The organism is Changchengzhania lutea, assembly GCF_006974145.1.
GTDB classification, from domain to species: Bacteria; Bacteroidota; Bacteroidia; order Flavobacteriales; family Flavobacteriaceae; genus Changchengzhania; species Changchengzhania lutea.
The window spans coordinates 47,071-67,950 of sequence record NZ_CP039456.1; the positions used below are offsets into that span (position 1 = coordinate 47,071).

19 protein-coding genes and 2 tRNA genes are annotated in these 20,880 nt (G+C 34.0%); 13 read left to right on the forward strand and 8 right to left on the reverse strand.

Annotation, left to right across the window (positions count from 1 at the left end):
- Window positions 1-29: 29 nt before the first annotated feature.
- The gene (locus FAF07_RS00210) at window positions 30-1,034 is read right to left on the reverse strand and encodes an FKBP-type peptidyl-prolyl cis-trans isomerase (RefSeq protein WP_142783194.1); all 1,005 of its coding nucleotides are present in this window, start codon (window positions 1,032-1,034) and stop codon (window positions 30-32) included.
- A gap of 154 nt (window positions 1,035-1,188) precedes the next feature.
- Here FAF07_RS00210 and FAF07_RS00215 point away from each other — a divergent pair, with 154 nt between their 5' ends.
- The gene (locus FAF07_RS00215) at window positions 1,189-1,560 is read left to right on the forward strand and encodes an RNA-binding S4 domain-containing protein (RefSeq protein WP_142783195.1); all 372 of its coding nucleotides are present in this window, start codon (window positions 1,189-1,191) and stop codon (window positions 1,558-1,560) included.
- Window positions 1,561-1,588: 28 nt separating this feature from the next.
- On the forward strand, window positions 1,589-2,092 hold the full coding sequence (locus FAF07_RS00220) for a phosphoribosyltransferase family protein (protein ID WP_142783196.1): 504 nt from the start codon (window positions 1,589-1,591) through the stop codon (window positions 2,090-2,092).
- Here the strand turns inward: FAF07_RS00220 and FAF07_RS00225 are convergent.
- A complete protein-coding gene (locus tag FAF07_RS00225; protein ID WP_142783197.1) occupies window positions 2,084-2,605 on the reverse strand; it encodes a shikimate kinase in 522 nt (173 codons plus the stop codon). The genes FAF07_RS00220 and FAF07_RS00225 overlap by 9 nt on opposite strands.
- 144 nt (window positions 2,606-2,749) lie before the next feature.
- Here FAF07_RS00225 and FAF07_RS00230 point away from each other — a divergent pair.
- From FAF07_RS00230 to FAF07_RS00240, 3 genes are all read left to right on the forward strand, one after another.
- Window positions 2,750-2,822, forward strand: a tRNA-Lys gene (locus tag FAF07_RS00230).
- A gap of 243 nt (window positions 2,823-3,065) precedes the next feature.
- Window positions 3,066-3,425 carry an ISAon1 family transposase N-terminal region protein gene (locus FAF07_RS00235; protein ID WP_142786504.1) on the forward strand — a complete coding sequence of 120 codons (360 nt, stop codon included), beginning with the start codon at window positions 3,066-3,068 and terminating at the stop codon, window positions 3,423-3,425.
- Window positions 3,426-3,561: 136 nt separating this feature from the next.
- Window positions 3,562-3,927, forward strand: coding sequence for a transposase (locus FAF07_RS00240; protein WP_246067741.1), 366 nt, complete (start codon window positions 3,562-3,564; stop codon window positions 3,925-3,927).
- Window positions 3,928-4,016: 89 nt separating this feature from the next.
- Here FAF07_RS00240 and FAF07_RS00245 read toward each other — a convergent pair whose 3' ends face one another.
- The 6 genes from FAF07_RS00245 to FAF07_RS00270 all read right to left on the reverse strand — a co-directional run bounded on the left by FAF07_RS00245 (window position 4,017) and on the right by FAF07_RS00270 (window position 12,696).
- A complete protein-coding gene (locus FAF07_RS00245) occupies window positions 4,017-6,272 on the reverse strand; it encodes a tetratricopeptide repeat protein (RefSeq protein WP_142783198.1) in 2,256 nt (751 codons plus the stop codon).
- Between the two features lie 614 nt (window positions 6,273-6,886).
- The gene (locus FAF07_RS00250) at window positions 6,887-8,539 is read right to left on the reverse strand and encodes a sodium/sugar symporter (RefSeq protein ID WP_142783199.1); all 1,653 of its coding nucleotides are present in this window, start codon (window positions 8,537-8,539) and stop codon (window positions 6,887-6,889) included.
- 42 nt (window positions 8,540-8,581) lie between these two features.
- Complete coding sequence (locus FAF07_RS00255) at window positions 8,582-9,601, reverse strand: UDP-glucose--hexose-1-phosphate uridylyltransferase (protein ID WP_142783200.1); 1,020 nt, start codon at window positions 9,599-9,601, stop codon at window positions 8,582-8,584.
- Between the two features lie 18 nt (window positions 9,602-9,619).
- Entirely contained in the window at window positions 9,620-10,771 is a 1,152-nt protein-coding gene (gene galK / locus FAF07_RS00260; RefSeq protein WP_142783201.1) for a galactokinase, read from the reverse strand.
- A 9-nt stretch (window positions 10,772-10,780) separates the two neighbouring features.
- Complete coding sequence (locus FAF07_RS00265) at window positions 10,781-11,671, reverse strand: aldose 1-epimerase (RefSeq protein ID WP_142783202.1); 891 nt, start codon at window positions 11,669-11,671, stop codon at window positions 10,781-10,783.
- Between the two features lie 26 nt (window positions 11,672-11,697).
- The gene (locus tag FAF07_RS00270; RefSeq protein ID WP_142783203.1) at window positions 11,698-12,696 is read right to left on the reverse strand and encodes a GntR family transcriptional regulator; all 999 of its coding nucleotides are present in this window, start codon (window positions 12,694-12,696) and stop codon (window positions 11,698-11,700) included.
- Window positions 12,697-12,932: 236 nt separating this feature from the next.
- Here FAF07_RS00270 and galE point away from each other — a divergent pair, with 236 nt between their 5' ends.
- The 8 genes from galE (at window position 12,933) to FAF07_RS00310 (ending at window position 20,878) form a co-directional block, all read left to right on the forward strand.
- The gene (galE, locus tag FAF07_RS00275; protein WP_394344962.1) at window positions 12,933-13,838 is read left to right on the forward strand and encodes a UDP-glucose 4-epimerase GalE; all 906 of its coding nucleotides are present in this window, start codon (window positions 12,933-12,935) and stop codon (window positions 13,836-13,838) included.
- 341 nt (window positions 13,839-14,179) lie between these two features.
- A complete protein-coding gene (locus FAF07_RS00280) occupies window positions 14,180-15,718 on the forward strand; it encodes a Fic family protein (protein WP_142783204.1) in 1,539 nt (512 codons plus the stop codon).
- A 503-nt stretch (window positions 15,719-16,221) separates the two neighbouring features.
- Window positions 16,222-16,307 (forward strand) — tRNA-Leu (locus FAF07_RS00285).
- A gap of 159 nt (window positions 16,308-16,466) precedes the next feature.
- A complete protein-coding gene (locus FAF07_RS00290; RefSeq protein ID WP_142783205.1) occupies window positions 16,467-17,366 on the forward strand; it encodes a MerR family transcriptional regulator in 900 nt (299 codons plus the stop codon).
- A gap of 46 nt (window positions 17,367-17,412) precedes the next feature.
- Window positions 17,413-18,879, forward strand: a complete 1,467-nt coding sequence (locus tag FAF07_RS00295; protein ID WP_142783206.1) for a phytoene desaturase family protein — start codon at window positions 17,413-17,415, stop codon at window positions 18,877-18,879.
- Window positions 18,880-18,881: 2 nt separating this feature from the next.
- Window positions 18,882-19,721 (forward strand): phytoene/squalene synthase family protein, encoded by an 840-nt coding sequence (locus FAF07_RS00300; protein WP_142783207.1) that lies wholly within the window; start codon window positions 18,882-18,884, stop codon window positions 19,719-19,721.
- A 9-nt stretch (window positions 19,722-19,730) separates the two neighbouring features.
- Window positions 19,731-20,183, forward strand: a complete 453-nt coding sequence (locus FAF07_RS00305; protein ID WP_142783208.1) for a sterol desaturase family protein — start codon at window positions 19,731-19,733, stop codon at window positions 20,181-20,183.
- 2 nt (window positions 20,184-20,185) lie between these two features.
- Window positions 20,186-20,878, forward strand: a complete 693-nt coding sequence (locus FAF07_RS00310) for a lycopene cyclase domain-containing protein (RefSeq protein ID WP_142783209.1) — start codon at window positions 20,186-20,188, stop codon at window positions 20,876-20,878.
- Window positions 20,879-20,880: the final 2 nt, after the last annotated feature.

A 20,880-nucleotide genomic window follows, 5' to 3' on the forward strand; every position in this document is an offset into this window, starting at 1 on the left:
AAACCCGCTAAATTGCGGGTTTTTTGTTTTTATAATTTTGATTCTGAATCGTCGGTATCTAAATAATTTGGAATTCCATCTCCGTCAGTATCATCATTGCTAGGATCTCCATCGCCATTTTTATCATTGGTTTTATCACCATCACCATCGCTGTCTACATTTAAATCGGTGTCTTCCAAATCTTCAAAAATAGTGGGTGTTCCGTCACCATCATCATCAGTATCTGCATAATCTGGGATTGTATTACCATCTGTATCGTCATCGGCCAAAGTAAACTCCCCATCTCCATTAATATCTTCTTCATGAGAAGGAATACCATCGTTATCATGATCATTCTCAAAATATTTCAGCAAATCGAACTTAAAAACCAATGGAGCATATGTTGGAATATTTGAGCCAAGCGGAGGACTTGAAAAATAAGCAAGACCAGAGGGGAGAAACATAACACCTACACCATGGTTTATATAATCAACTGTTCCATCACCGTTTTCAACATAATTTTCAGCAGTCTTAAAGCTTGGTAAGACTTTTCTCCATGCAGGAATTAATGAGATTAAATCAAATTCAACAGGGTTGACAGCACTATCAAATACTTCATTATCTAAGGTGAAACCTTCATAGGTCACAAATACGTTATCTGCAAATGTTGGTGATTCACCACCATCATTTTCATCTATCCTAGGGTTTAAATCCAGTACAAAAAACTCATAGTCTGTATCGGCATATACAGTTGTTTTTGCATCACCAACTGCAGTTTTTAATAAAGTGTGACCATCTGGTACATTTTCTCCTTCAGGAAGTTCTGTAATGATTAAATCATTAATTGAAGGATCTTCTATACCAGCAATCTCTTGCGAATTATAATAATGGTCTTCCAAATATTCTACTAATGCCGCTTTATCTTCTATTTGCTGCTCTCCTCTATCTCTTTCGGGCACGGGTACAAAATCACCACTGCCATCATCATCTTTATTACAAGCAGACAGGCAGATTAATATACAGGCTATAAAGATGCTAAATTTTCCTAATTTCATTTGTTATATTTTAAAGCAATGAAGTCTAGACCTTTTTGATTATTATAAAAAATCAAGTTAAATTGATAAGACTTTAAGTTTCTTTTTAAGCGCGCAAGATACAATTTTAATGTAATTTTGTGCAATAACATTAACGTAGTTTTCACATTAAATTATGCGTATAGATAAGTATTTATGGTGTGTTCGATATTACAAAACAAGGTCATTGGCTACCACCGCATGCAAAAAAGGACAGGTAAAAATTAATAATGATGTGGTGAAACCAAGCAGAGAGGTTTATGCTACAGATATTATTGAACTTAGAAAAAACCAAATTAACTATACGCTTAAAGTAAACGATATTCCTGAAAGTAGAATAAGTGCCAAACTGGTTGATCTATATAGAACCGATACCACTCCAAAAGAACAATTTGAAGCACAAGAGCTTTTAAAATACTCAAAAGACTATTATAGAAAAAAGGGCGTGGGTAGACCTACAAAAAAAGATAGGCGTGATATTGATGATTTTACTGATGAAAATGAGTAATTTTATGTTTTAGTAATATTGAGTTTATATGAAGGCGAATAAGAATACCATACTCAACCACGAGGAAATACAAAACAAAATACGTCGTATTGCTTTTCAGATATACGAGAATAACGTTGATGAACACGAAGTTATTCTTGCTGGGATAGAGACAAACGGCTATATTTTAGCCAAAAAATTAAAGTCGGTATTGTTAAAAATTTCTGATATTAATCCGATACTCTGCAAAGTTATTATTGATAAAAAGAATCCATCGCTGGATATAAGAACATCCATGGCACCAGAAGAATACACTAATAGATCCTTAGTTTTAGTTGACGATGTTTTAAACTCTGGAACCACCTTAATCTATGGTGTCAAGCATTTTTTAAATGTGCCATTAAAACAATTTAAGACCGCTGTTTTAGTGAACAGAAATCATAAAAAATACCCTGTTAAAGCAGATTTCAAAGGCATTTCGCTGTCTACATCACTTCATGAGCATGTGAATGTGTTTTTAGATGGCAAACGTTATGAAGCCATTTTAGAATAATGCTAAAACGAGTTCTTCAACTATTTCGTTTTGGGCTTTATTATCGGTTGAGATAGTAATGTTTGCTTGATTATAAAAATGAGACCTTTCAAAAAGATGCTTCCCAATATATTCAGTTACCGCATCACCATTCTCTAATTCAGCAAGCAAGGGACGTTTGCTTTTCTCGTTTTTTAATCGATTTACCAATGTGTGGATTTGGGCTTTTAAATAAATACTTATAACGCCAGTCTGATTTAAAATATGGTCTAAGTTGTTTCCGTAACATGGCGTGCCCCCGCCCAAAGATAAAACGATTCGATTCTCCTCATTCAGAATTTCATTGAGATATTGGGCTTCCTTTTTTCTAAAGTAAATTTCACCCTTTAAAGTAAAAATGTCTTTTACCTTTAATTTTTCCTTTTCTTCTATATATTCATCGAGATCTATAAAGTTATAGCCCAATTTTTTGGCTAATATTATCCCAATAGTAGACTTTCCCGATGCCATATACCCAATTAAAACTACAATCATTTTTCTGCTATAAATTGATTATTAAAAACATACGTTTGAAAGACACAAAAAAACAAAAATTTATTTAAAAAAAGTATGGTTTTATTAATTAAACATTTTATATTTGCACCCGCTAACCGCAATTTGTTAGCCCTTTTAATTTATGACCTGGTAGCTCAGTTGGTAGAGCATCTCCCTTTTAAGGAGAGGGTCCTGGGTTCGAGCCCCAGCCCGGTCACTGGAACTACTTCAAGATTATTCAAAAAGCCTGAAAACATAATGTTTTTAGGCTTTTTCATTTTTATTACTTTCAATTGATATCAATTAAACGCATTGCAAAAGTTCGTTAATCGGTGCGTGTATTTAGTTTTAAAAAACACCAAAGAAGGCTTTGCAGATGATTCGGTTAAGAAAATGGATCAATCTCAAAAGTTGTGTGTGAATTGAAAATATAATTTGATCTTTGGCAAAAAAACTAGCCTTGGATATATCAATAGACCTACTGAAATTAATTTTACCTGAATTATTAATTACGCATTTCGATATTACAAATCACGAAGTAGAAAATGGTGTTCTACATTTTTACTTTGAAGAGAAAAAGGAGTCGCCCAAAGAAGAGAATGAGCGTATTTTGATAGCACACGGTTTCCATAAAGAGATTGCAATTCAAGATTTTCCACTCAGAGGAAAGAACGTTTATCTCCACATTAAACGCCGTCGTTGGCTTGATGAAACCACTAAAAGGGTAGCTCAAAGAGATTGGAATTTAGTAGCACAGGGAACCCGGATGACCATCGAGTTCGCTGCTTTTTTAAAAGTACTTAGTCAATACCAAAGCTAATGACTCCCATACTATTGGTGGTTTTTATGGCGTAAATGGCAAAAAACTACAACGTCAGTACAAAGATCATCTAAGTGAGCTTAAACAGTGGAAAGCTAAATCTCATGCCAAACAATGGCTAGTTTTTCCAGAGAATATGGGCAAGCATTTATCTATTGACGAGACAGCCTTGTCCAAAGGCGAACTCTATACTATTATCACTAATAAAAAGGCGAAAGGCAAGAAAGGTGCTATTGTTGCTATTATGGCAGGTACTAAGGTAGAACCTATTGTCGAGCAACTTCTTAAAATTCCTAAATCTAAAAGAAACAAGGTCAAAGAAATTACTTTAGATATGGCTAATTCCATGAAGTTCATTGCCAAAAAATGTTTCCCTAAAGCCATACAGGTAACAGACCGTTTTCATGTACAAAAACTTGCTCTTGAAGCTTTACAGGAAAATGAAGTGCTCCTTTCCAGCATAGCGGAAAGAGTTAACAGAATGAAAAGTCAAAAGTGGTGATTGTGTCCAAGACGTATTTTAAAGAAGCTTATTTCTCGGAATGGAGCTTTTCGCGGAATGCAGGGGAATGTGCTGAGTATTCAATGAAACTAACCTTTTGAATTCAATTGCTTTAAAAAACCAACATATTGATTGTTGTTTGGGTACAACTGAACCAACCTAATAACTATATTCTTAGCCTTTTCTACTTGGTCATATTTAGAATAATGATAAGCTAGCGCATATAATATACTTTCGTTGTTTACATCAATTTTTAAGCCTTTAACGAGGCTGCTTTCAGCATTTTTATGGTCTTTTTTCTTATCATAGAGTAGACTTAAATTATAATAAACCCTAATATTATCGGGCATTTTCTCTACTGCTTTTTCTAATAGTTCAATGGCACCATCGGTTCTATCCAACTCGGCGTATAGCAAAGCTAATGAATAGTACGTTGGTCCGTATTCAGGTTCTTGTATGATTACCTTTTTAAAGGCTTCCTCTGCTTTCTTATAGTTTTTATTTTGGTAATATAAATTAGCCAATGTCAATCTTGCGTTGTTATTAATGTTGTCTATTGCCAAAGCACTTTCATAGCCTTCAATACCTTTTTCAATATTTCCTTGTTTTAAATAGTAGTTAGCTCTTTTAATGCGGCCACCTACAAAATCTGAATTGGTATTTAAGTGCGTGAAAAATTCTTTCTTTACTTTTTGATAGACTCCTTTATACTGATCTGGAACTTGAGTTTCACTTAAACCACTTAACCCGTAAAACACCTTAATGCGCACACTTCTTTTAGAATCTTTTAAGAGTGGTAAAAATGAGTTCATATAACCCTTATTGTTAGTATCACTTAAAACATCTACAGTGGCTCCCCTGACCAAAGTCGATTTGTCGTTCAGCCAAGTTAAGTAGTCATCAATAAAATTTTCAGGATTGTAATTGGACAACGCTTTTACGGCTGAAGCTCTCGCTATTTCTACTTGTGCCTTATCATTTATAAGTTCCAATAATCCTGTATGTGCATTTGGTTGCCTCGTAATTCCAGGGGTCAATTTATCAGAAAAATGAATCGAATCAACGGTTCCAAATAACTTTTGAAACGCTTCCCATGCCCATTCATCATCTTTTTTATGACACCCAGCACAAGCATTGGGCGTTTTGTATTTTAAACTAAGGTCTGGTCTTGGCACTCTAAAACTATGGTCACGTCTAAAATCATTGCCCATATAATATTTTCCGGGCATGTGGCAATTGATGCATTGGGCACCGTCTGTTCCCATTTCATGAAAATGATGCTTTGGGGCATTAAATTTTTCTGGTACGTGACATTGCGTACATAATGCATTGCCCTTAAATTTCAACTTTAAAGAATGTGAATTATGGCAATTGTTACACGCCACATCATTTTTGTACATTTTACTTTGAACAAAAGATCCATAAACGTAATCTTCATCTAGAATTTGCCCATCTGGATAATACTGTGGATCTTCAATTAATTGCGGAAAATAATGATCTAGCATGGTGCCTTCAAAATTAAATGCTCCCGAAAATTGCTCCCTGCGCATATGGCAACGTGCACACTGGTCAACCAACTCTTTGGGTGCCGTATTTAAGGTCATGTGCAGGGTGCCCGTAGACGCATATTTATTTCCTAATCTTTTTACATCTTCAACGTGCTGTTTACCCGGACCATGGCAAGCTTCGCAGCTTACATTGATTATGGCATATTTAGTGTCGTAACTATGCGTATTGAAATCGTAATTTTTCCTGACATTTGTGGAATGGCAATCGGAACACATGGTATTCCAGTTCAGTCCGCCCCTGGACCAATGCAGCCACTCGGAATGCACCACTTTAAAATTGGGGTACAGATCGAACCATTTATTTTTCAAAGTATCCCAGGCAGTTCTTAAACACTGATAATGCCCATCAGGAAATTTTACAATATATTGCTGTAACGGTGTTACTCCGAAAGTATACTCTATTTTATAATCGTGATTTATTCCGTCAGGTCCTTCGGTATTGACATAAAAGCCACCTTCCTTTTTGTAAAAATGTGAGGTTACCCCTTGACTTATAAATTTTTCATCATTAAAACCCCCTAGAACAGAAGTACTATCGGCCAACTGCATGGCCTTATCATGGTGCGACCCTTGCCAGTCTTTAAATTGCTCTTTGTGGCATGCTTCACATTTTGAAACTCCTAAAAAATGGCTGTCGGGAATTTCACTGGTTGGCACAAAAACACCATTGTTCGAAACCGCTTCATACTTTTGTTCCTTTTGGCATGACAAAGAAGTTATTATTAAAAAACAAACAATCAGTTTATTAATATTGGTAAATGTTAAATTAAGCTTCATACATAGTTGATTTGATAGGTTTCTTAATCGCTAAAAAATTAATTATCATCAGACTAATTTAACAAACATTAATGAAACCAAGGCAACATTGGTTTGACGTAAAAAAGTAGTTTTTATAAAAAAAAGTAGAATATTCAGTAAAATAAAACACCCCTAATAAAAAATCATCTATATTCTACATCAATTATAAATTACAGTTCGAAAAAGTGTAATTGTGAAAATCATCTGCGATGTCTTTAAAGAGAGATATAACAAAAATTGACAAACTAAATAATAGACTCAAAATAAACTGAAGTAAAGCAAAACCTAAGTTGTCTAACTGAAATTAATAAGTTTTATCATCAAATAAAGTCAATTCATATTAATTACTATGACTCTTTGCAAAACATCGAAATGTTCTACCTATGTTGTATCGCTTGAAATAAAGCCTCACATTTCTGTGAAGCCCTGTTTTTGCTGGTAGTTGGAACTGGACTCGAACCAGCGACCTTCGGGTTATGACTCTGTACTGGCATTTTTTAAAACGCTTTTATTGGGTTTCCCTATGTTATTATTGAAAATCATGCTCCTTTTTATGTTCACTTTTGCCATTAATAATTTAAATAACAATAAATTTAATTCCAAAAAACGCTATATAGAGCTACCAAAATTAGCATAACGGAGAAAGCTCCTATATTAAACAATGGACTTGTTTTAAATAAGCCTTTGGTTATTTCAATGCCTTTTTGGTCATCAGCACCTTTATGTTGAAGATAACTTACGGCCGCTATAACAATCATTGTCAATAGCGCTGTATACCCCATTTGATCCATAAAAGGAACATCTACAAACCATGACGATGTTGACCATCCTTTTGGAGCAACCTTAAAATACATAGCTATTGGTATTGATACCAAAGCACCTACAATGGCCGCTTTGTTTGTTGTTTTCTTCCAGAATAAACCTAACAAAAAGACTGCCAAGATTCCCGGGCTTACAACTCCTGTATACTCTTGTATAAACTGAAAAGCTTGATCAATACCGCCTAATAAAGGGGCCATAATACAAGCTATTAGCAAAGCAACACTAGCCGATATTCGACCCATATTTACCGTAGCCTTATCATTGGCATTTTTATTAATATATTGTTTATAAATATCCATAGTGAAAATGGTTGACGTAGAATTTAACATAGACGCTAGAGACGACACAATGGCTGCTGCTAAGGCTGCAAAAGCTACGCCTTTTAAACCAACTGGTAAAAATTGCAACAACCAAGGATATGCCTTATCTGCTTGTTCTAAAGATGGGATATTGTTTAAGGCTACATCTCCTAATCTTGCCATAATCTCAGGGTCGTTAATCATGACATACGCAGCAATACCCGGTATTACCACAATTAAAGGAATAATTAATTTTAAAAACGCTGCAAACAAGATTCCTTTTTGTGCTTCTTTTAATGATTTGGCAGCCAAGGTTCTTTGTATAATGTATTGGTTAAAACCCCAATAATAAAGGTTTGCTACCCACATACCTCCTACTAGAACCCCAATACCTGGAAGATTATTGAATTCTGGATTAGACTTATCCAATATCATAGCAAAACGTTCTGGAACAGTTTCATAAACAATATTTAACCCAGCCATGAAACCTGCTCCATCAGACAATGTATCTAATGCTAAATATGTTGTTATCAATCCTCCAAAAACTAAAAAGATGACTTGAATAACATCTGTCCATGCTACTGCCGACAAGCCTCCATAAAGCGAGTATGCCGCTGCGAACAATGCTAATCCTAAAATACCATACATCATAGGAATCCCCATGATAGTTTCCAGTGCTAAGGCTCCTAAGTACAAGACCGTGGTAAGGTTTACAAACACATATAAAGCAATCCAAAATACGGCCAATATGGTTTTTAAATTGGTAGAGAATCGTTTTTCAACAAATTCTGGAATGGTATATAAGCCCTTCTCAATAAAAATAGGTAAAAAATATTTTCCAACAATTATTAATGTAATAGCTGCCATCCACTCATAAGAGGCGATAGCTAATCCCGAGGCAAACCCTGAACCGGACATGCCTATAAATTGTTCTGCGGAAATATTTGCAGCTATTAAGGATGCTCCTATGGCCCACCATGGCAATGATTTACTTGCTAAAAAGTAATCTTCAGCATTTTTTTGATGACCTTTTTTATCTCTGGAAACCCAAAGCCCTACACCTAATATTAATACCGCATAAGCAATAAAAACAAAGTAATCCCAAAATTCAAAATTTGATGTCATAATAGTTCAGTTAGTTATTTGTCTTATTTTTTAATCAATTCATTAAATTAATTCCTTAAGCATCTTAGTTGCAATCTCTGCTGTGATATCACGTTGTGGAGAGCCAAACATTTCATAGCCGACCATGAATTTTTTAACGGTAGCACTTCTTAACAATGGTGGATAAAAACTCATATGCCAATGCCAGTGGTTATTGTCTTGTCCATTAGTGGGAGCTTGATGAATACCACTGGAATATGGAAATGATGTATTGAACAATTTATCATACGCTTTGGTTATGACCGAAATGGCTTCAGCAAAAAGATCGACCTCGGCATTGGTCATTTCTAAAATGCTTTTTTGGGTTCGTTTTGGCACAATCATAGTCTCAAATGGCCAAATAGCCCAAAATGGGACCAGTACAACAAAGGCGTCATTTTCAAAAATAATACGTTCTTGTTTTTCTAATTCTTGAGACAAATAATCAGCTAAAAGACTACGCTTATTTTTTATATAATATTTTAATTGCTGTGTATTCTTTTTATCTACTTCATTAGGCAAAGTTGATTGACTCCATATTTGTCCATGGGGATGGGGATTACTGCAGCCCATAACAGCGCCTTTATTTTCAAATATCTGAACATAATTGATATTAGAGTTAGCTCCAAGAGATCTGTACTCACTTTGCCATGCTTCAACCACTTTGGTAATATCTTTAGGGTGCATATCAGCCAAACTTTTGGAGTGGTCTGGGCTAAAGCAAATCACTTTGCAAATTCCTTGTTCACTGTGGGCTTCAAGTAGACCTTCCCTTACTTCAAATTGTTTTGAGTCATTTTGCAAGGCTGCAAAATCATTGGTAAAGACAAACACGTCCTCGTATTTTGGATTTTGTTCTCCATTAATTCTTGTATTGCCTGCACATAAATAGCAACTTTCATCATAATTTGGTCTTACCTCTTTTGAAACGGCTTCATTTTGTCCTTGCCAAGGTCGTTTAGCACGATGTGGCGACACCAACACCCATTCTCCTGTCAATATGTTTAAGCGTTTATGAGAGTAATCTTGTAAATCTGTATTCATACTGTTTTGCTTGATTCTTTATTGAATAATGCCCGTACCGTTTGAAAGCTTAACGGAATATATAGAACATTCTTTATTAAATTGATTTTTATAAGCTTCTGAAACAAATGCTTTAAATGATGCTGTTTCTGTTTTTTCAATCAGGTTAATGGTGCATCCGCCAAAACCACCACCCATCATTCTGGCTCCCAATACATGACCATTTAATTTGGCCTGCTCTACTAAAAAATCCAGTTCATTACAACTTACTTTATATTGTTTTTGAAGTCCGTTATGTGAGGCGTAGATTAGCTTTCCTAAAGTTTTTAAATCGCCTGCTTCCATGGCCTTTGATGCTTTAACGGCACGTTCATTTTCCTGTATGACATATAAGGCTTTTTGATAGTTTTCCGGGCTTACTTTATCCTTTATAGACTCTAGATCAAATTCACTGGCATCTCTTAAGGCTTTTACCTTAAGCATACTTGCAATGGATTCACAAACAGAACGTCTGTCATTATAAGCACTATCTGATAAACTGTGCTTGACATTGGTATTGATCAAGATAAGTTCATGGTCCTTAAATTCTATTTTAAAAGGTTTTGATTTTACGGTTCTGCAATCCAGTAATAAGGCATGGTTTTCAATACCAAACATACTGGCATACTGATCCATAATACCACATTTTACACCTACATAATTATGCTCTGCCTTTTGCGAGATTAAAATCATATCTTCTTTTGATAAGCCTAGATCAAACAATTCGTTAAGTCCAAACACGACACTATTTTCTAAAGCGGCAGATGAGGACATGCCAGCGCCTCCAGGAATATCACCTCCAAAAGCAATATTGAAATTACCAATGGTTTTACTTCTGTTTTGAATTTCGGCAACAACGCCTAACACATAATTTTGCCAGCTTCCTTCGGCAGATGGCTTTAAATCGTTTAAACAAATCTTTACGATTTCATTTTTATCAACAGCTAAGGCTATTGATGAATTTTTTGAATCACTCTTCCCAATGGCGGCAACAATGCCCTTATTTACAGCTGCAGGAAATACAAAACCATCATTATAATCGGTATGTTCACCAATGATATTGATCCTTCCAGGAGAAAATATCATTAATGGTTCTGTCTTAAAAGTCTCCTGAAAACTTGTTCTTATTTTATGTATTAAATTGGTATTCATGGTTGTGGTTTAATTATTATCTATTTTCAGATTCCAACTCATGTGATAAGTGTCATCAGGCTGAAGTACTTTTAAACCAATACCATTATTAAAACTATCTGAAACGCCAGTTGTTGGCTCTATGGCTATAGTATTTTTATGAGGTGGCGTATATAGTTGTAAAAAACAATCTTTTTCAGTGGACGTTATGGCTAGATTGTAATCCGGTGTTTGAAATAAGACACGGTTAGAGTCTAACATAAAACAATCATCCAAGAACCGGTCTTTTATTTTAAGGCCACCATCATACCCGTTAGGAATAATTCCTTCAGTTATATTACGTTTATCTAGCTTTAGTTTTAAATTAGAGTCAAAAATAAATGAACTGTTATACAGGTCGCTGCTCAAAAAATAAGGATGCCAGCCTAATGTAAAAGGAAATGCTTTAGAGTCGGTGTTTTTTATTTCTACATTTAAATCTAGCGTGCTTTCTGTCAAAACATACTCTAAATAAATGGAATACGTGAAAGGGAATCCATTGGTCGTTTGTGTTTCATGATATACAAACTTTAATGCGGCATATGCTTTAGTAGTCTTTTCATCAATAAGCTTAAAGGTTTTATTATAAACCAAGCCATGTAGGGCATTGTTTAGCTTCTTTTCATTAATATCAAATTGATAGGTGTTACCTTTAAATTCATATATACCATCCTTTATTCTATTCGCAAATGGAAATAAAATTGAGGAAGCATAGGTGTTGGCATAAGTCAAAGGACTTAAATTTTTTATTATATGATGATTCTTTAGAACTAACTCTTGCAGACTTCCACCCTCATTCAGATAAATTTTAGCATATAGGTTATTTTCAGAATTTTTAACTTCTAAATGGTTTAAATCTCTATGGTGTTTAATTCTAAACATTTTAATTACTTATAAAGATTAATTACTTATAAAGAATTTCTAATGATTAAATGGTGTGGGTTTTCTATTTGAATATGTTCATTGTTTGAAATCATTTCTGCCAATCGTTTCCCCATAGCATCAAAATCTGTTGAGATGGTTGTAATACCCCCTTCAACAATTTCTTTAAGTAGGGTATCATTATATGATATCACTCCTATATCTTTTGCAAGAACAAATGATTTTTGTTTCATTTTTTTGATGACCTCCAGTAAGCTCCTATCATCAGGAATAATATATAGTTCACCTTTTTCTATGTCCTTATTTTGTAAAGCGTTTATAATCTCAAAAGACATTTTGCTTTTTTGACAAAACCTATTAAACCCTTTTAACATGCCTTGAGGTTGTTTATCTTCAGCAAAGACTAATACAAGCTTCTTATATTTTTCTATCAAGTGATAAGCCTTATTAAGGTTATCAAAAATGGCATTTTCAAAATTTTGGTAAATAGCAGGGTATTCAGACAGGTCTTCATGAATTTGATCTAATATGTATACTCTGTCACTTGGCAACATTTTCACAAAATTATTTGCGCTTTTTATATTTGCGGGCATGATTACATAATAGTTGTAACTCCCTGAGTTATCTTCTATTAATTTTCTGAAACTATTTTCATTGAAATGATGAAAGTAGATTTCCACTTGAATATTATCTCCTAAATTTTCTAAAAACGAATTATATAAATCTTCTTTAAAAGAATTTAACTCATCAAACAGTAAAAAGATTTTTTGTACAACGTCTATATTCACACTTGAAACGTAATAACCTTTGCCTACTATGGACTGGATTATTCCTCGTGCCTTTAATTCATTAAAAGCAGTAAGCACAGTATCTCTTGAGAGCGAATTTTGGTCTTTTATACTATTTAGCGAAGGTAGTTTATCGCCTTTTTTTAAAGCACCACTTACTATAGCGTCTTCAACTGAAGTAACAATTTGTTTGTACTTAGGAGTACCTGATGATTCTTTAATTGCTACGATTCCCATGGAACAAAAGTATAAAAAAATCTACAAAAAACCAAACTAGTAGGTACTAGTAGCTAAATACTAAATAAAAATTATATATTTGTATCTAGGATTTAATAGGATAACGATGAGAAGTAAAATTATAGTAACACGCGGTTGCGGTTATATTGGATCGCACACAGTCATAGAATTAATTGAAAACGATTTTGAGGTTGTGATACTGGATGACTTATCAAATTCAACTAAAAAAAACGCTAGTGCGTATAAATAAAATAACTGGCGTAAATCCTAAATTCATAAAAATTGATTTAAAAGATACACTAGCAACACATAGTGTCTTTAATGAACATAAGGACGCAAGTGGTGTTATACATTTTGTGGCTCACAAAGCTGTAGGAGAAGCTGTGGACCAACCCCTTAAATATTATAAAAACAACTTCTATTCGTTATTAAACACTTTAGAGGCCCAAAGTAAGAATGGTATAAATAACTTTATATTTTCTTCTTCTTCTGCAACATTATATGGAATACCAGATATTTTGCTTATAACTGAAAAAAACGAAACTCAACGCCCATTTTCACCTTATGGAAACACGAAAAAAGTTGCTGAAGAAATCTTAGATGATCTTATAAGATCTAATAAAGCATTTTCTGCAATTTCGTTAAGATATTTTAATTCTATCGGAGCTCATGAGTCAGGAGAAATTGGCGAACCGCCTAACGGTATCCCAAACAATTTAATGCCTTACATTACACAAACCGCAGTAGGTATACGTGAAAAATTAATGATTTATGTCAATGACTATCCAACCAAAGATGGAACGCCAATACGAGATTATATTCATATTGTAGATTTAGCAAAAGCACATGTTATTGCCGTAGAGCGTTTACTCAATAAAGACCAAGAAACAGCTTTAGAATTTTTTAATCTTGGTACTGGTATTGGGTATTCTGTACTAGACGTTATAAATGCTTTCGAGGCTGTTACTAACTCTAAGCTCAATTATGAAATTACAGGAAGAAGAGATGGTGATGTTCCTCAGTTTTATGCCGCAACTGATCTTACCAAAGAAAAACTAGGTTGGACAGTACAGAAAGGACTGGATGAAATTGTAAGCTCATCATGGAATTGGGAACAAAACCTTAGAAATGAAACTCAATAAATTATTGTGCTTCAATCTAAAAATACGATTTCGAAAATATCTAAATTGTCTTTAGAAGCATAGAGCGATTCTGTCGCAGCTGTCAATATTGATACAAATTCGATTTAAATGAGAAAATTATTTTTATTGATTTTCAACCACTTACTCTCCTGAAGGTTGTTATTATTATATAAATAGAGCTCATAACAGCTGCGACAGAACTTTTTAACTAGTTCCTATCTATATGCAAGTTTATTATTTATAATCGTTTTTCACGATAATGTTAAAAAAATAATAGTTTTTCACAAAAAAACAACCATTTTTCATGTTATATTTGTAACCATATTCCATAAAGAATAGCCATGAGTAATCGATTTTCACGCAAAGTAATCACTTTTCATGATAGAACACTACCTGAAGAGGGCGCTTTAGCAGGTTATGCCATGCTACTTTATATTTTAGAAGAAGAAACCGGTAGGCGTTTACCACTCCCTAACACTTTAGCACTGGTAACCCATAAACAACAACGTTACAATACCAACCAATGGCAGGTATTTGCAAACAGGTATATGCCTAAGGAAAATGAAATCGCCCATTTAACCTTTGCATTAAAATATGAGGGTATTGATTTACTGATTTTAAAGGAATTCTTTTTATACAGTGGCGACGGCCTTGTAAAGACCATGATGAAGAATGAACCCACCAGCCAATATTCAAGGCGGGTATGGTTTTTATACGAATGGCTATTGGGCGAAAATCTGGACATTCCAGATTTAAAGGTTGGAACCTACGTAGAACTTGTAAGCCCCAAGTTTCAATTTACCGGCCCAGCAGAAAACAGTACGAGACATCGTATAAAAAATAATCTACCTGGAACACGTGAATTTTGCCCGATGATCCGAAGGACAACGAAACTGGAAACCTATATCTCCATAAAATTTCCGGAAATCATAGAAAAAAACCTTAAGGGACGAAATAAAGGTTTAATCCGCAGAACGGCGGCGTTTCTTTTGTTAAAAGACTCCAAGGCCTCTTTTGCCATAGAAGGTGAATACCCCCCAAATATACGAGCCAGAAATTGGGGAAAAGCAATAGGTCAGGCTGGTAAAAAACCATTGACCATACTTGAGATAGAACGCTTACAAGAAATTGTCATAGGCGCTAAAAAACTAAAGCATATGGGAATTCGAACAAGTGAAGGATTTATAGGTGAGCACGACCGAGAAACCTTTATCCCAATGCCCGATCATATCTCAGCAAAGGTGAAGGATTTGAAATCTTTGATGAAAGGTTTGATCGATACCAACAATCTTCTTCAGAACAGTAATTACGATCCTGTTCTGGCTGCAGCCAGTATTGCTTTTGGCTTTGTTTTTATCCACCCACTATCTGACGGAAATGGGCGTATCCATCGCTATTTGATACACCATATTTTGGTACTTATGGGATATACGCAACGTGATATAATTTTTCCTGTTTCGGCAGCAATATTAAACAATATTGGAGATTATCAGGATATTCTGGAAGCATTTTCGTCTCCGAGGCTTGATTTAATTGAATGGAAAGCTACACCCGACCATAATGTCGAAATCACAAATGACACTATTGACCTGTACCGTTATTTTGATGCCACACTTCAAGCTGAATTTCTTTACGAATGTGTCGAGGAAACAATTGATAAAGTAATTCCAGAAGAGCTTGATTTTCTTGAAAAATATGATCAGATGACCCACCAAATCAATGCCTTGGTAACATTACCAGATACCAAAGTAGATTTGCTCATCAAGTTTCTGAACCAGAATAATGGGAAACTTTCAAAGAACAAAAGAGCGAAGGAATTTGAGGAATTGACCAATACGGAAATCAACACTATTGAGGAATTATATGCTACTTTTTTTTGAATTAAGAAACCATTTGGGTTATAAAACCCCTAAAGAAATGTAATTAGAATTTTATCAAAAAAATGTAGCATAGGCTCTAGAAAATTTGTCCGACTTTTTGTTGCAACCCCAACTTAAAATTTAGATCTTTTTATACTCAATGAAATACAAAAATTTTTAATAATACTGACCACTATAATGCAAGTTGTTTATAAAGCAAATTTGACTCTTATAGCTATTTGCTTATTAATGTTTTTTTGAGTAAAAACGTGAATATGCATTAGAAAAATATTTATAAGTACATCAAGATTAACTATATTTGAATTTTGAATGCAATTGCATTCAATTAAGTTCATTTAATTTAAATGTTAAAATCAGGTGCGTTAATCGGTGCCTATATTTGTTAAGCATATACTAACTTTTTGAATATCAGTTGTTTAAAATAATGATTCGAGCCCCAGCCCGGTCACAAAAAAGTTAAGCACTATTGCTTAACTTTTTTTATTTTTACCAACTATATTAATGCGCACGTGGCGGAATTGGTAGACGCGCTGGCTTGAGGGGCCAGTATCCGTTTTAGGATGTGGAAGTTCGAATCTTCTCGTGCGCACATTAATAAGTTCTTGGTTAATTAAACAATTTTACTCCTACCAATCATAAACGCTCACTCCTTTAGAATAAATTTCAACTAAATTTAAATAAATTCTAAAGCCACGCATTGATTTCTAAACTAATATTCCTATTTTTGTTTAATAAAAATGGATTTTAAATGAACAACATTCAGGTTAGCTTCAGTATTAAAGACCTAGAAAACCTTACAGGCATTAAGGCCCATACCATAAGAATTTGGGAAAAACGATACAATTTACTTTGTCCGAATAGAACAGATACGAATATTAGAAATTATAGTTTAGAGAGTTTCCAAAAGCTTCTTAATATTTCATATTTAAATAATAATGGTTTAAAAATTTCTAAAATAGCAAATTTAAAAGAAGAAGAAATCCCTATAAAAGTCAGAGAAATTGCATCTAGAGCCAAAGTAGAGGATCACGCTATTAATGCTTTAAAAATGGCCATGATTAATTTTGATCAGGTTTTATTTTACAGCACGTATAATAACTTACTTGAGAATAAAACCTTCAGTGAAATTTTTTATTCCGTATTCCTACCGTTATTAAATGAAATTGGTCTACTTTGGCAAACAAATACCATTACGCCGGCACATGAACATTTTATTTCCGTTCATATTAAGCAAAAAATATTATTAAATATTGAAAGGCTTCAAAGTTTAGAACCTCAACCTACAACTCGGACTTTCATTTTATTTCTACCAGAAAATGAAATACATGACATCGGTTTGTTGTTTATTAATTATCAATTACGCAGTAAAGGCTACCATACCATATTTTTAGGTGAAAGCGTACCCATGAAAAGCCTTTGTGACTTATTAGAGTTTTTTAAAGAAGTAACATTTGTTTCTTATTTTACAGTGCAACCAGATGAAGCTAGTATTCCAAAATACATTAATGAATTTAATGATTTACTTTTACAAAAATCCAACACCAACTTCTACCTTATGGGGCCAAAATTGGCCTCTTTAAATTTAAAATCTATTCCAAAGCAAATCCATACCTTCACTTCAATTGAAAGTTTAGTGAAAGAACTGTGAAATTTTATTGATATTGTTTAACTTTTAATTATATTTGTTAAACATTATGGAAAGATCTATTAGTATAATCGGTTCTGGGTTTTCATCACTAGCGGCATCTTGCTATCTGGCAAAAGCAGGCCATGACGTTACCATCTTTGAAAAAAACAACACCATTGGAGGTCGTGCAAGGCAATTAAAGCGTGACGGATTCACATTCGATATTGGGCCTACATGGTATTGGATGCCTGATGTTTTCGAACGTTTCTTTTCTGACTTTGGAAAATCTCCAAGCGATTATTACACTTTAGAAAAGCTAAATCCTGCCTACAGCGTTTACTTTGGAAAAAATGACTATATCACTATTGAAGATACTTTAGACAAAATATCTAAAGCCTTTGAGGCAGAAGAACCTGGTAGTTCACTGAAACTTAAAAAGTTTATCGACAATGCAAAAGATAATTATGATATTGCCATTAAAGATTTAGTTTATAATCCAGGTGTAAGTCCTATGGAACTGGTAACTCCTGCCACCATTAAAAAGCTCAATCAATTTTTTAGCAATATAAAAAAGGACGTTAGAAAAGAGTTTAAAAATGACCGCTTAGCCAAAATACTTGAATTCCCTGTACTTTTTTTAGGTGCAAAACCAAGCGACACACCATCCTTTTACAGTTTTATGAATTATGCCGATTTCGGCTTAGGCACATTCCATCCTAAAAATGGCATGTACCAAGTGATATTAGGCATGGAACATTTAGCTAAATCTCTCGGGGTAAAAATAAAAACCAGTGCACCAATTGATTCTATTAGCATAGAACGGGATGTAGCAAATGGTGTAGTTTCAAACGGTGAATCGTTTCCATCAGATATCGTGTTGAGTGGTGCAGACTATCATCATACAGAAACCCTTATTGATAAGACTTACAGACAATATTCTGAAGCCTACTGGAGTAAAAAAACCTTTGCACCGTCGTCGTTGCTTTTCTATGTCGGTTTTGATAAAAAGTTAATCAACGTAAACCATCATACCTTATTTTTTGATGTTGACTTTGATGTACATGCAGCCGATATTTATGACGATCCTAAATGGCCAGACAATCCGCTTTTTTACGCAAGTTTCCCAAGTATAACCGATGAAAATGCAGCACCCGATGGAAAAGAAGCAGGTATATTTTTAATTCCTTTAGCTCCGGGTATTGAAGACTCAGAAGAATTAAGAACGCTGTATTTTGATAAGATTATGACCCGGTTTGAGTCTTTAACATCTCAAAATGTAAAAAATCACGTTATATTTCAAGAGTCCTTTTGTCTAAACGATTTTATTAAAGATTACAACTCTTATAAAGGAAATGCATATGGTATGGCAAATACACTTTTGCAAACTGCCTTTTTAAGACCAAAACTGAAAAGCAAAAAAGTAAGAAATTTATTCTTTACTGGACAGCTAACCGTACCTGGACCTGGTGTTCCACCATCTTTAATATCCGGTAAATTAGTCGCCAATTTAATAATTAAACACTGTAGCAATTAAATATGAAAGCTCTTTTTGATACCGTATCTTATGAGTGCAGTAAAGTGGTTACCAACACTTACAGTACCTCGTTTTCATTGGCTACCAAAATGCTATATAAGTCTATTCGAGGTGATATTTATAACATTTATGGCTTTGTGCGTTTTGCTGATGAAATTGTTGATTCATTTCATGATTATAATAAGGCTGAACTCTTTGAACGGTTCTCACAAGATTTGGATAAGGCTTTGATAGATAAAATTAGTCTAAACCCTATATTAAACTCGTTTCAGCATACATTCCACAAATATCAAATAGATAAAAATCTAGTAGATGCATTTATGAAAAGTATGCGATTAGATTTGCATAAGACGACCTATCTAACAGAACAAGAATATAAAGATTATATTTATGGTTCGGCAGATGTGGTTGGTTTAATGTGCTTGAAAGTATTTGTTAAAGGAGATGCTCAAAAATATGAAGAATTGAAAGATATGGCGATGTCATTGGGTTCTGCGTTTCAGAAGGTTAATTTTTTACGGGATTTGAAAGCCGATCATGAGACCTTAAACCGAACGTATTTTCCTAACACCGATTTGAACCAGCTAGATGAAATTTCAAAAAAAGCGATAATTGATGATATCGAAAGTGATTTTGAAAAAGGCTTGAACGGAATAAAAAAATTGCCTATCGAGGCTAAATTCGGGGTTTTTATGGCATATCGCTACTATAGACAGCTATTAAAAAAGCTAAGACACACTCCCGCATTACAAATAAAAGAGTCAAGAATTAGAGTGTCTAATCCTAAAAAAGTTGAATTGTTCATGCGTAGTTATGTGAAATATCAATTAAAATTAATATAATATCGAGTCATGCAAACACTACTTTGGATATTGGTTTTTTTAGCAACCTATGCCTTTATGGAATTTATGGCGTGGTTTACGCATAAGTACATCATGCATGGTTTTTTATGGAGCCTTCACAAAGACCACCATAAAAAGGACCATGACAGTTGGTTTGAACGCAATGATGCCTTTTTTATTTTCTATGCTGTGGTAAGTATCGGCTTTTTTCTGCTTTGGAAATATACTACCTTTTGGGAAGGCTTACCCATTGGTTTAGGCATATTTGCCTACGGACTGTCTTATTTTATCGTTCATGACATCTTTATTCACCAGCGGTTTAAATTATTTAGAAATGCCAATAATTGGTACGCTAAAGGTGTGAGAAGAGCTCACAAAATGCACCATAAGCACTTAGGAAAATCGGACGGAGAGTGTTTCGGTATGCTATTCGTTCCATTTAAATATTTTAAGAAACCTTAGTGATGGAATTTCTTTATCTCTGGCTTAATTTAGGATCGCTTTCAGTGCCATTTCTTTATAGTTTTCATCCCAAATTAAAATTTTACAAAAAGTGGCCTGGGTTGTTTTTAGGCATCTTTACCATGATGCTTATTTTTATTCCTTGGGATATTATTTTTACCAATTCTGGATTTTGGGGTTTTAACGAAACTTACTTCTTGGGCATTAGCCTTTTTAATCTACCTATTGAAGAATGGTTGTTTTTCATATGTATCCCGTATGCCTGTATATTCACGCATTACGCCCTTTTGCACTACTTCCCGAATATGAAACTTTCTAATAGCATAACCAAAAAAATGAGTTATTTATGTTTCATTGTATTCATGACATTAGCAATTTATAACTATGATAAATGGTACACTTTTGTAAACTTCATCCTAGCAAGTATTTTAATTGTAGTGGTTATTAAGATGAATTTCAACTTGCTCAAATCCTTTTATTTGACTTATTTGGTGATGTTGATTCCCTTTTTTATAGTGAATGGCGTATTAACAGGCAGTTTTATTAAAGATGAAGTGGTTTGGTATAATGATGCAGAAAATTTAGGCCTTCGGTTATTTACCATTCCTATTGAAGATACTATTTATGCCTTCACACTTATTTTAATGACGCTATTTGTTATGAATTTAAAAGGGTTTAAAAAACATAAAGGCTGATT

What these genes read in the sequence shown, in the direction of transcription:
- FAF07_RS00250 (WP_142783199.1), bottom strand. Translation starts at nt 8,539, where the DNA reads ATGACATCAAATTTTGAATTTTGGGATTACTTTGTTTTTATTGCTTAT.
- FAF07_RS00265 (WP_142783202.1), bottom strand. Translation starts at nt 11,671, where the DNA reads ATGTTTAGAATTAAACACCATAGAGATTTAAACCATTTAGAAGTTAAA.
- FAF07_RS00305 (WP_142783208.1), top strand. Translation starts at nt 19,731, where the DNA reads ATGCAAACACTACTTTGGATATTGGTTTTTTTAGCAACCTATGCCTTT.
- FAF07_RS00225 (WP_142783197.1), bottom strand. Translation starts at nt 2,605, where the DNA reads ATGATTGTAGTTTTAATTGGGTATATGGCATCGGGAAAGTCTACTATT.
- FAF07_RS00210 (WP_142783194.1), bottom strand. Translation starts at nt 1,034, where the DNA reads ATGAAATTAGGAAAATTTAGCATCTTTATAGCCTGTATATTAATCTGC.
- galK (WP_142783201.1), bottom strand. Translation starts at nt 10,771, where the DNA reads ATGAATACCAATTTAATACATAAAATAAGAACAAGTTTTCAGGAGACT.
- FAF07_RS00295 (WP_142783206.1), top strand. Translation starts at nt 17,413, where the DNA reads ATGGAAAGATCTATTAGTATAATCGGTTCTGGGTTTTCATCACTAGCG.
- FAF07_RS00310 (WP_142783209.1), top strand. Translation starts at nt 20,186, where the DNA reads ATGGAATTTCTTTATCTCTGGCTTAATTTAGGATCGCTTTCAGTGCCA.
- FAF07_RS00255 (WP_142783200.1), bottom strand. Translation starts at nt 9,601, where the DNA reads ATGAATACAGATTTACAAGATTACTCTCATAAACGCTTAAACATATTG.
- FAF07_RS00290 (WP_142783205.1), top strand. Translation starts at nt 16,467, where the DNA reads ATGAACAACATTCAGGTTAGCTTCAGTATTAAAGACCTAGAAAACCTT.
- FAF07_RS00215 (WP_142783195.1), top strand. Translation starts at nt 1,189, where the DNA reads ATGCGTATAGATAAGTATTTATGGTGTGTTCGATATTACAAAACAAGG.
- FAF07_RS00245 (WP_142783198.1), bottom strand. Translation starts at nt 6,272, where the DNA reads ATGAAGCTTAATTTAACATTTACCAATATTAATAAACTGATTGTTTGT.
- FAF07_RS00280 (WP_142783204.1), top strand. Translation starts at nt 14,180, where the DNA reads ATGAGTAATCGATTTTCACGCAAAGTAATCACTTTTCATGATAGAACA.
- FAF07_RS00240 (WP_246067741.1), top strand. Translation starts at nt 3,562, where the DNA reads ATGGGCAAGCATTTATCTATTGACGAGACAGCCTTGTCCAAAGGCGAA.
- FAF07_RS00220 (WP_142783196.1), top strand. Translation starts at nt 1,589, where the DNA reads ATGAAGGCGAATAAGAATACCATACTCAACCACGAGGAAATACAAAAC.
- FAF07_RS00300 (WP_142783207.1), top strand. Translation starts at nt 18,882, where the DNA reads ATGAAAGCTCTTTTTGATACCGTATCTTATGAGTGCAGTAAAGTGGTT.
- FAF07_RS00270 (WP_142783203.1), bottom strand. Translation starts at nt 12,696, where the DNA reads ATGGGAATCGTAGCAATTAAAGAATCATCAGGTACTCCTAAGTACAAA.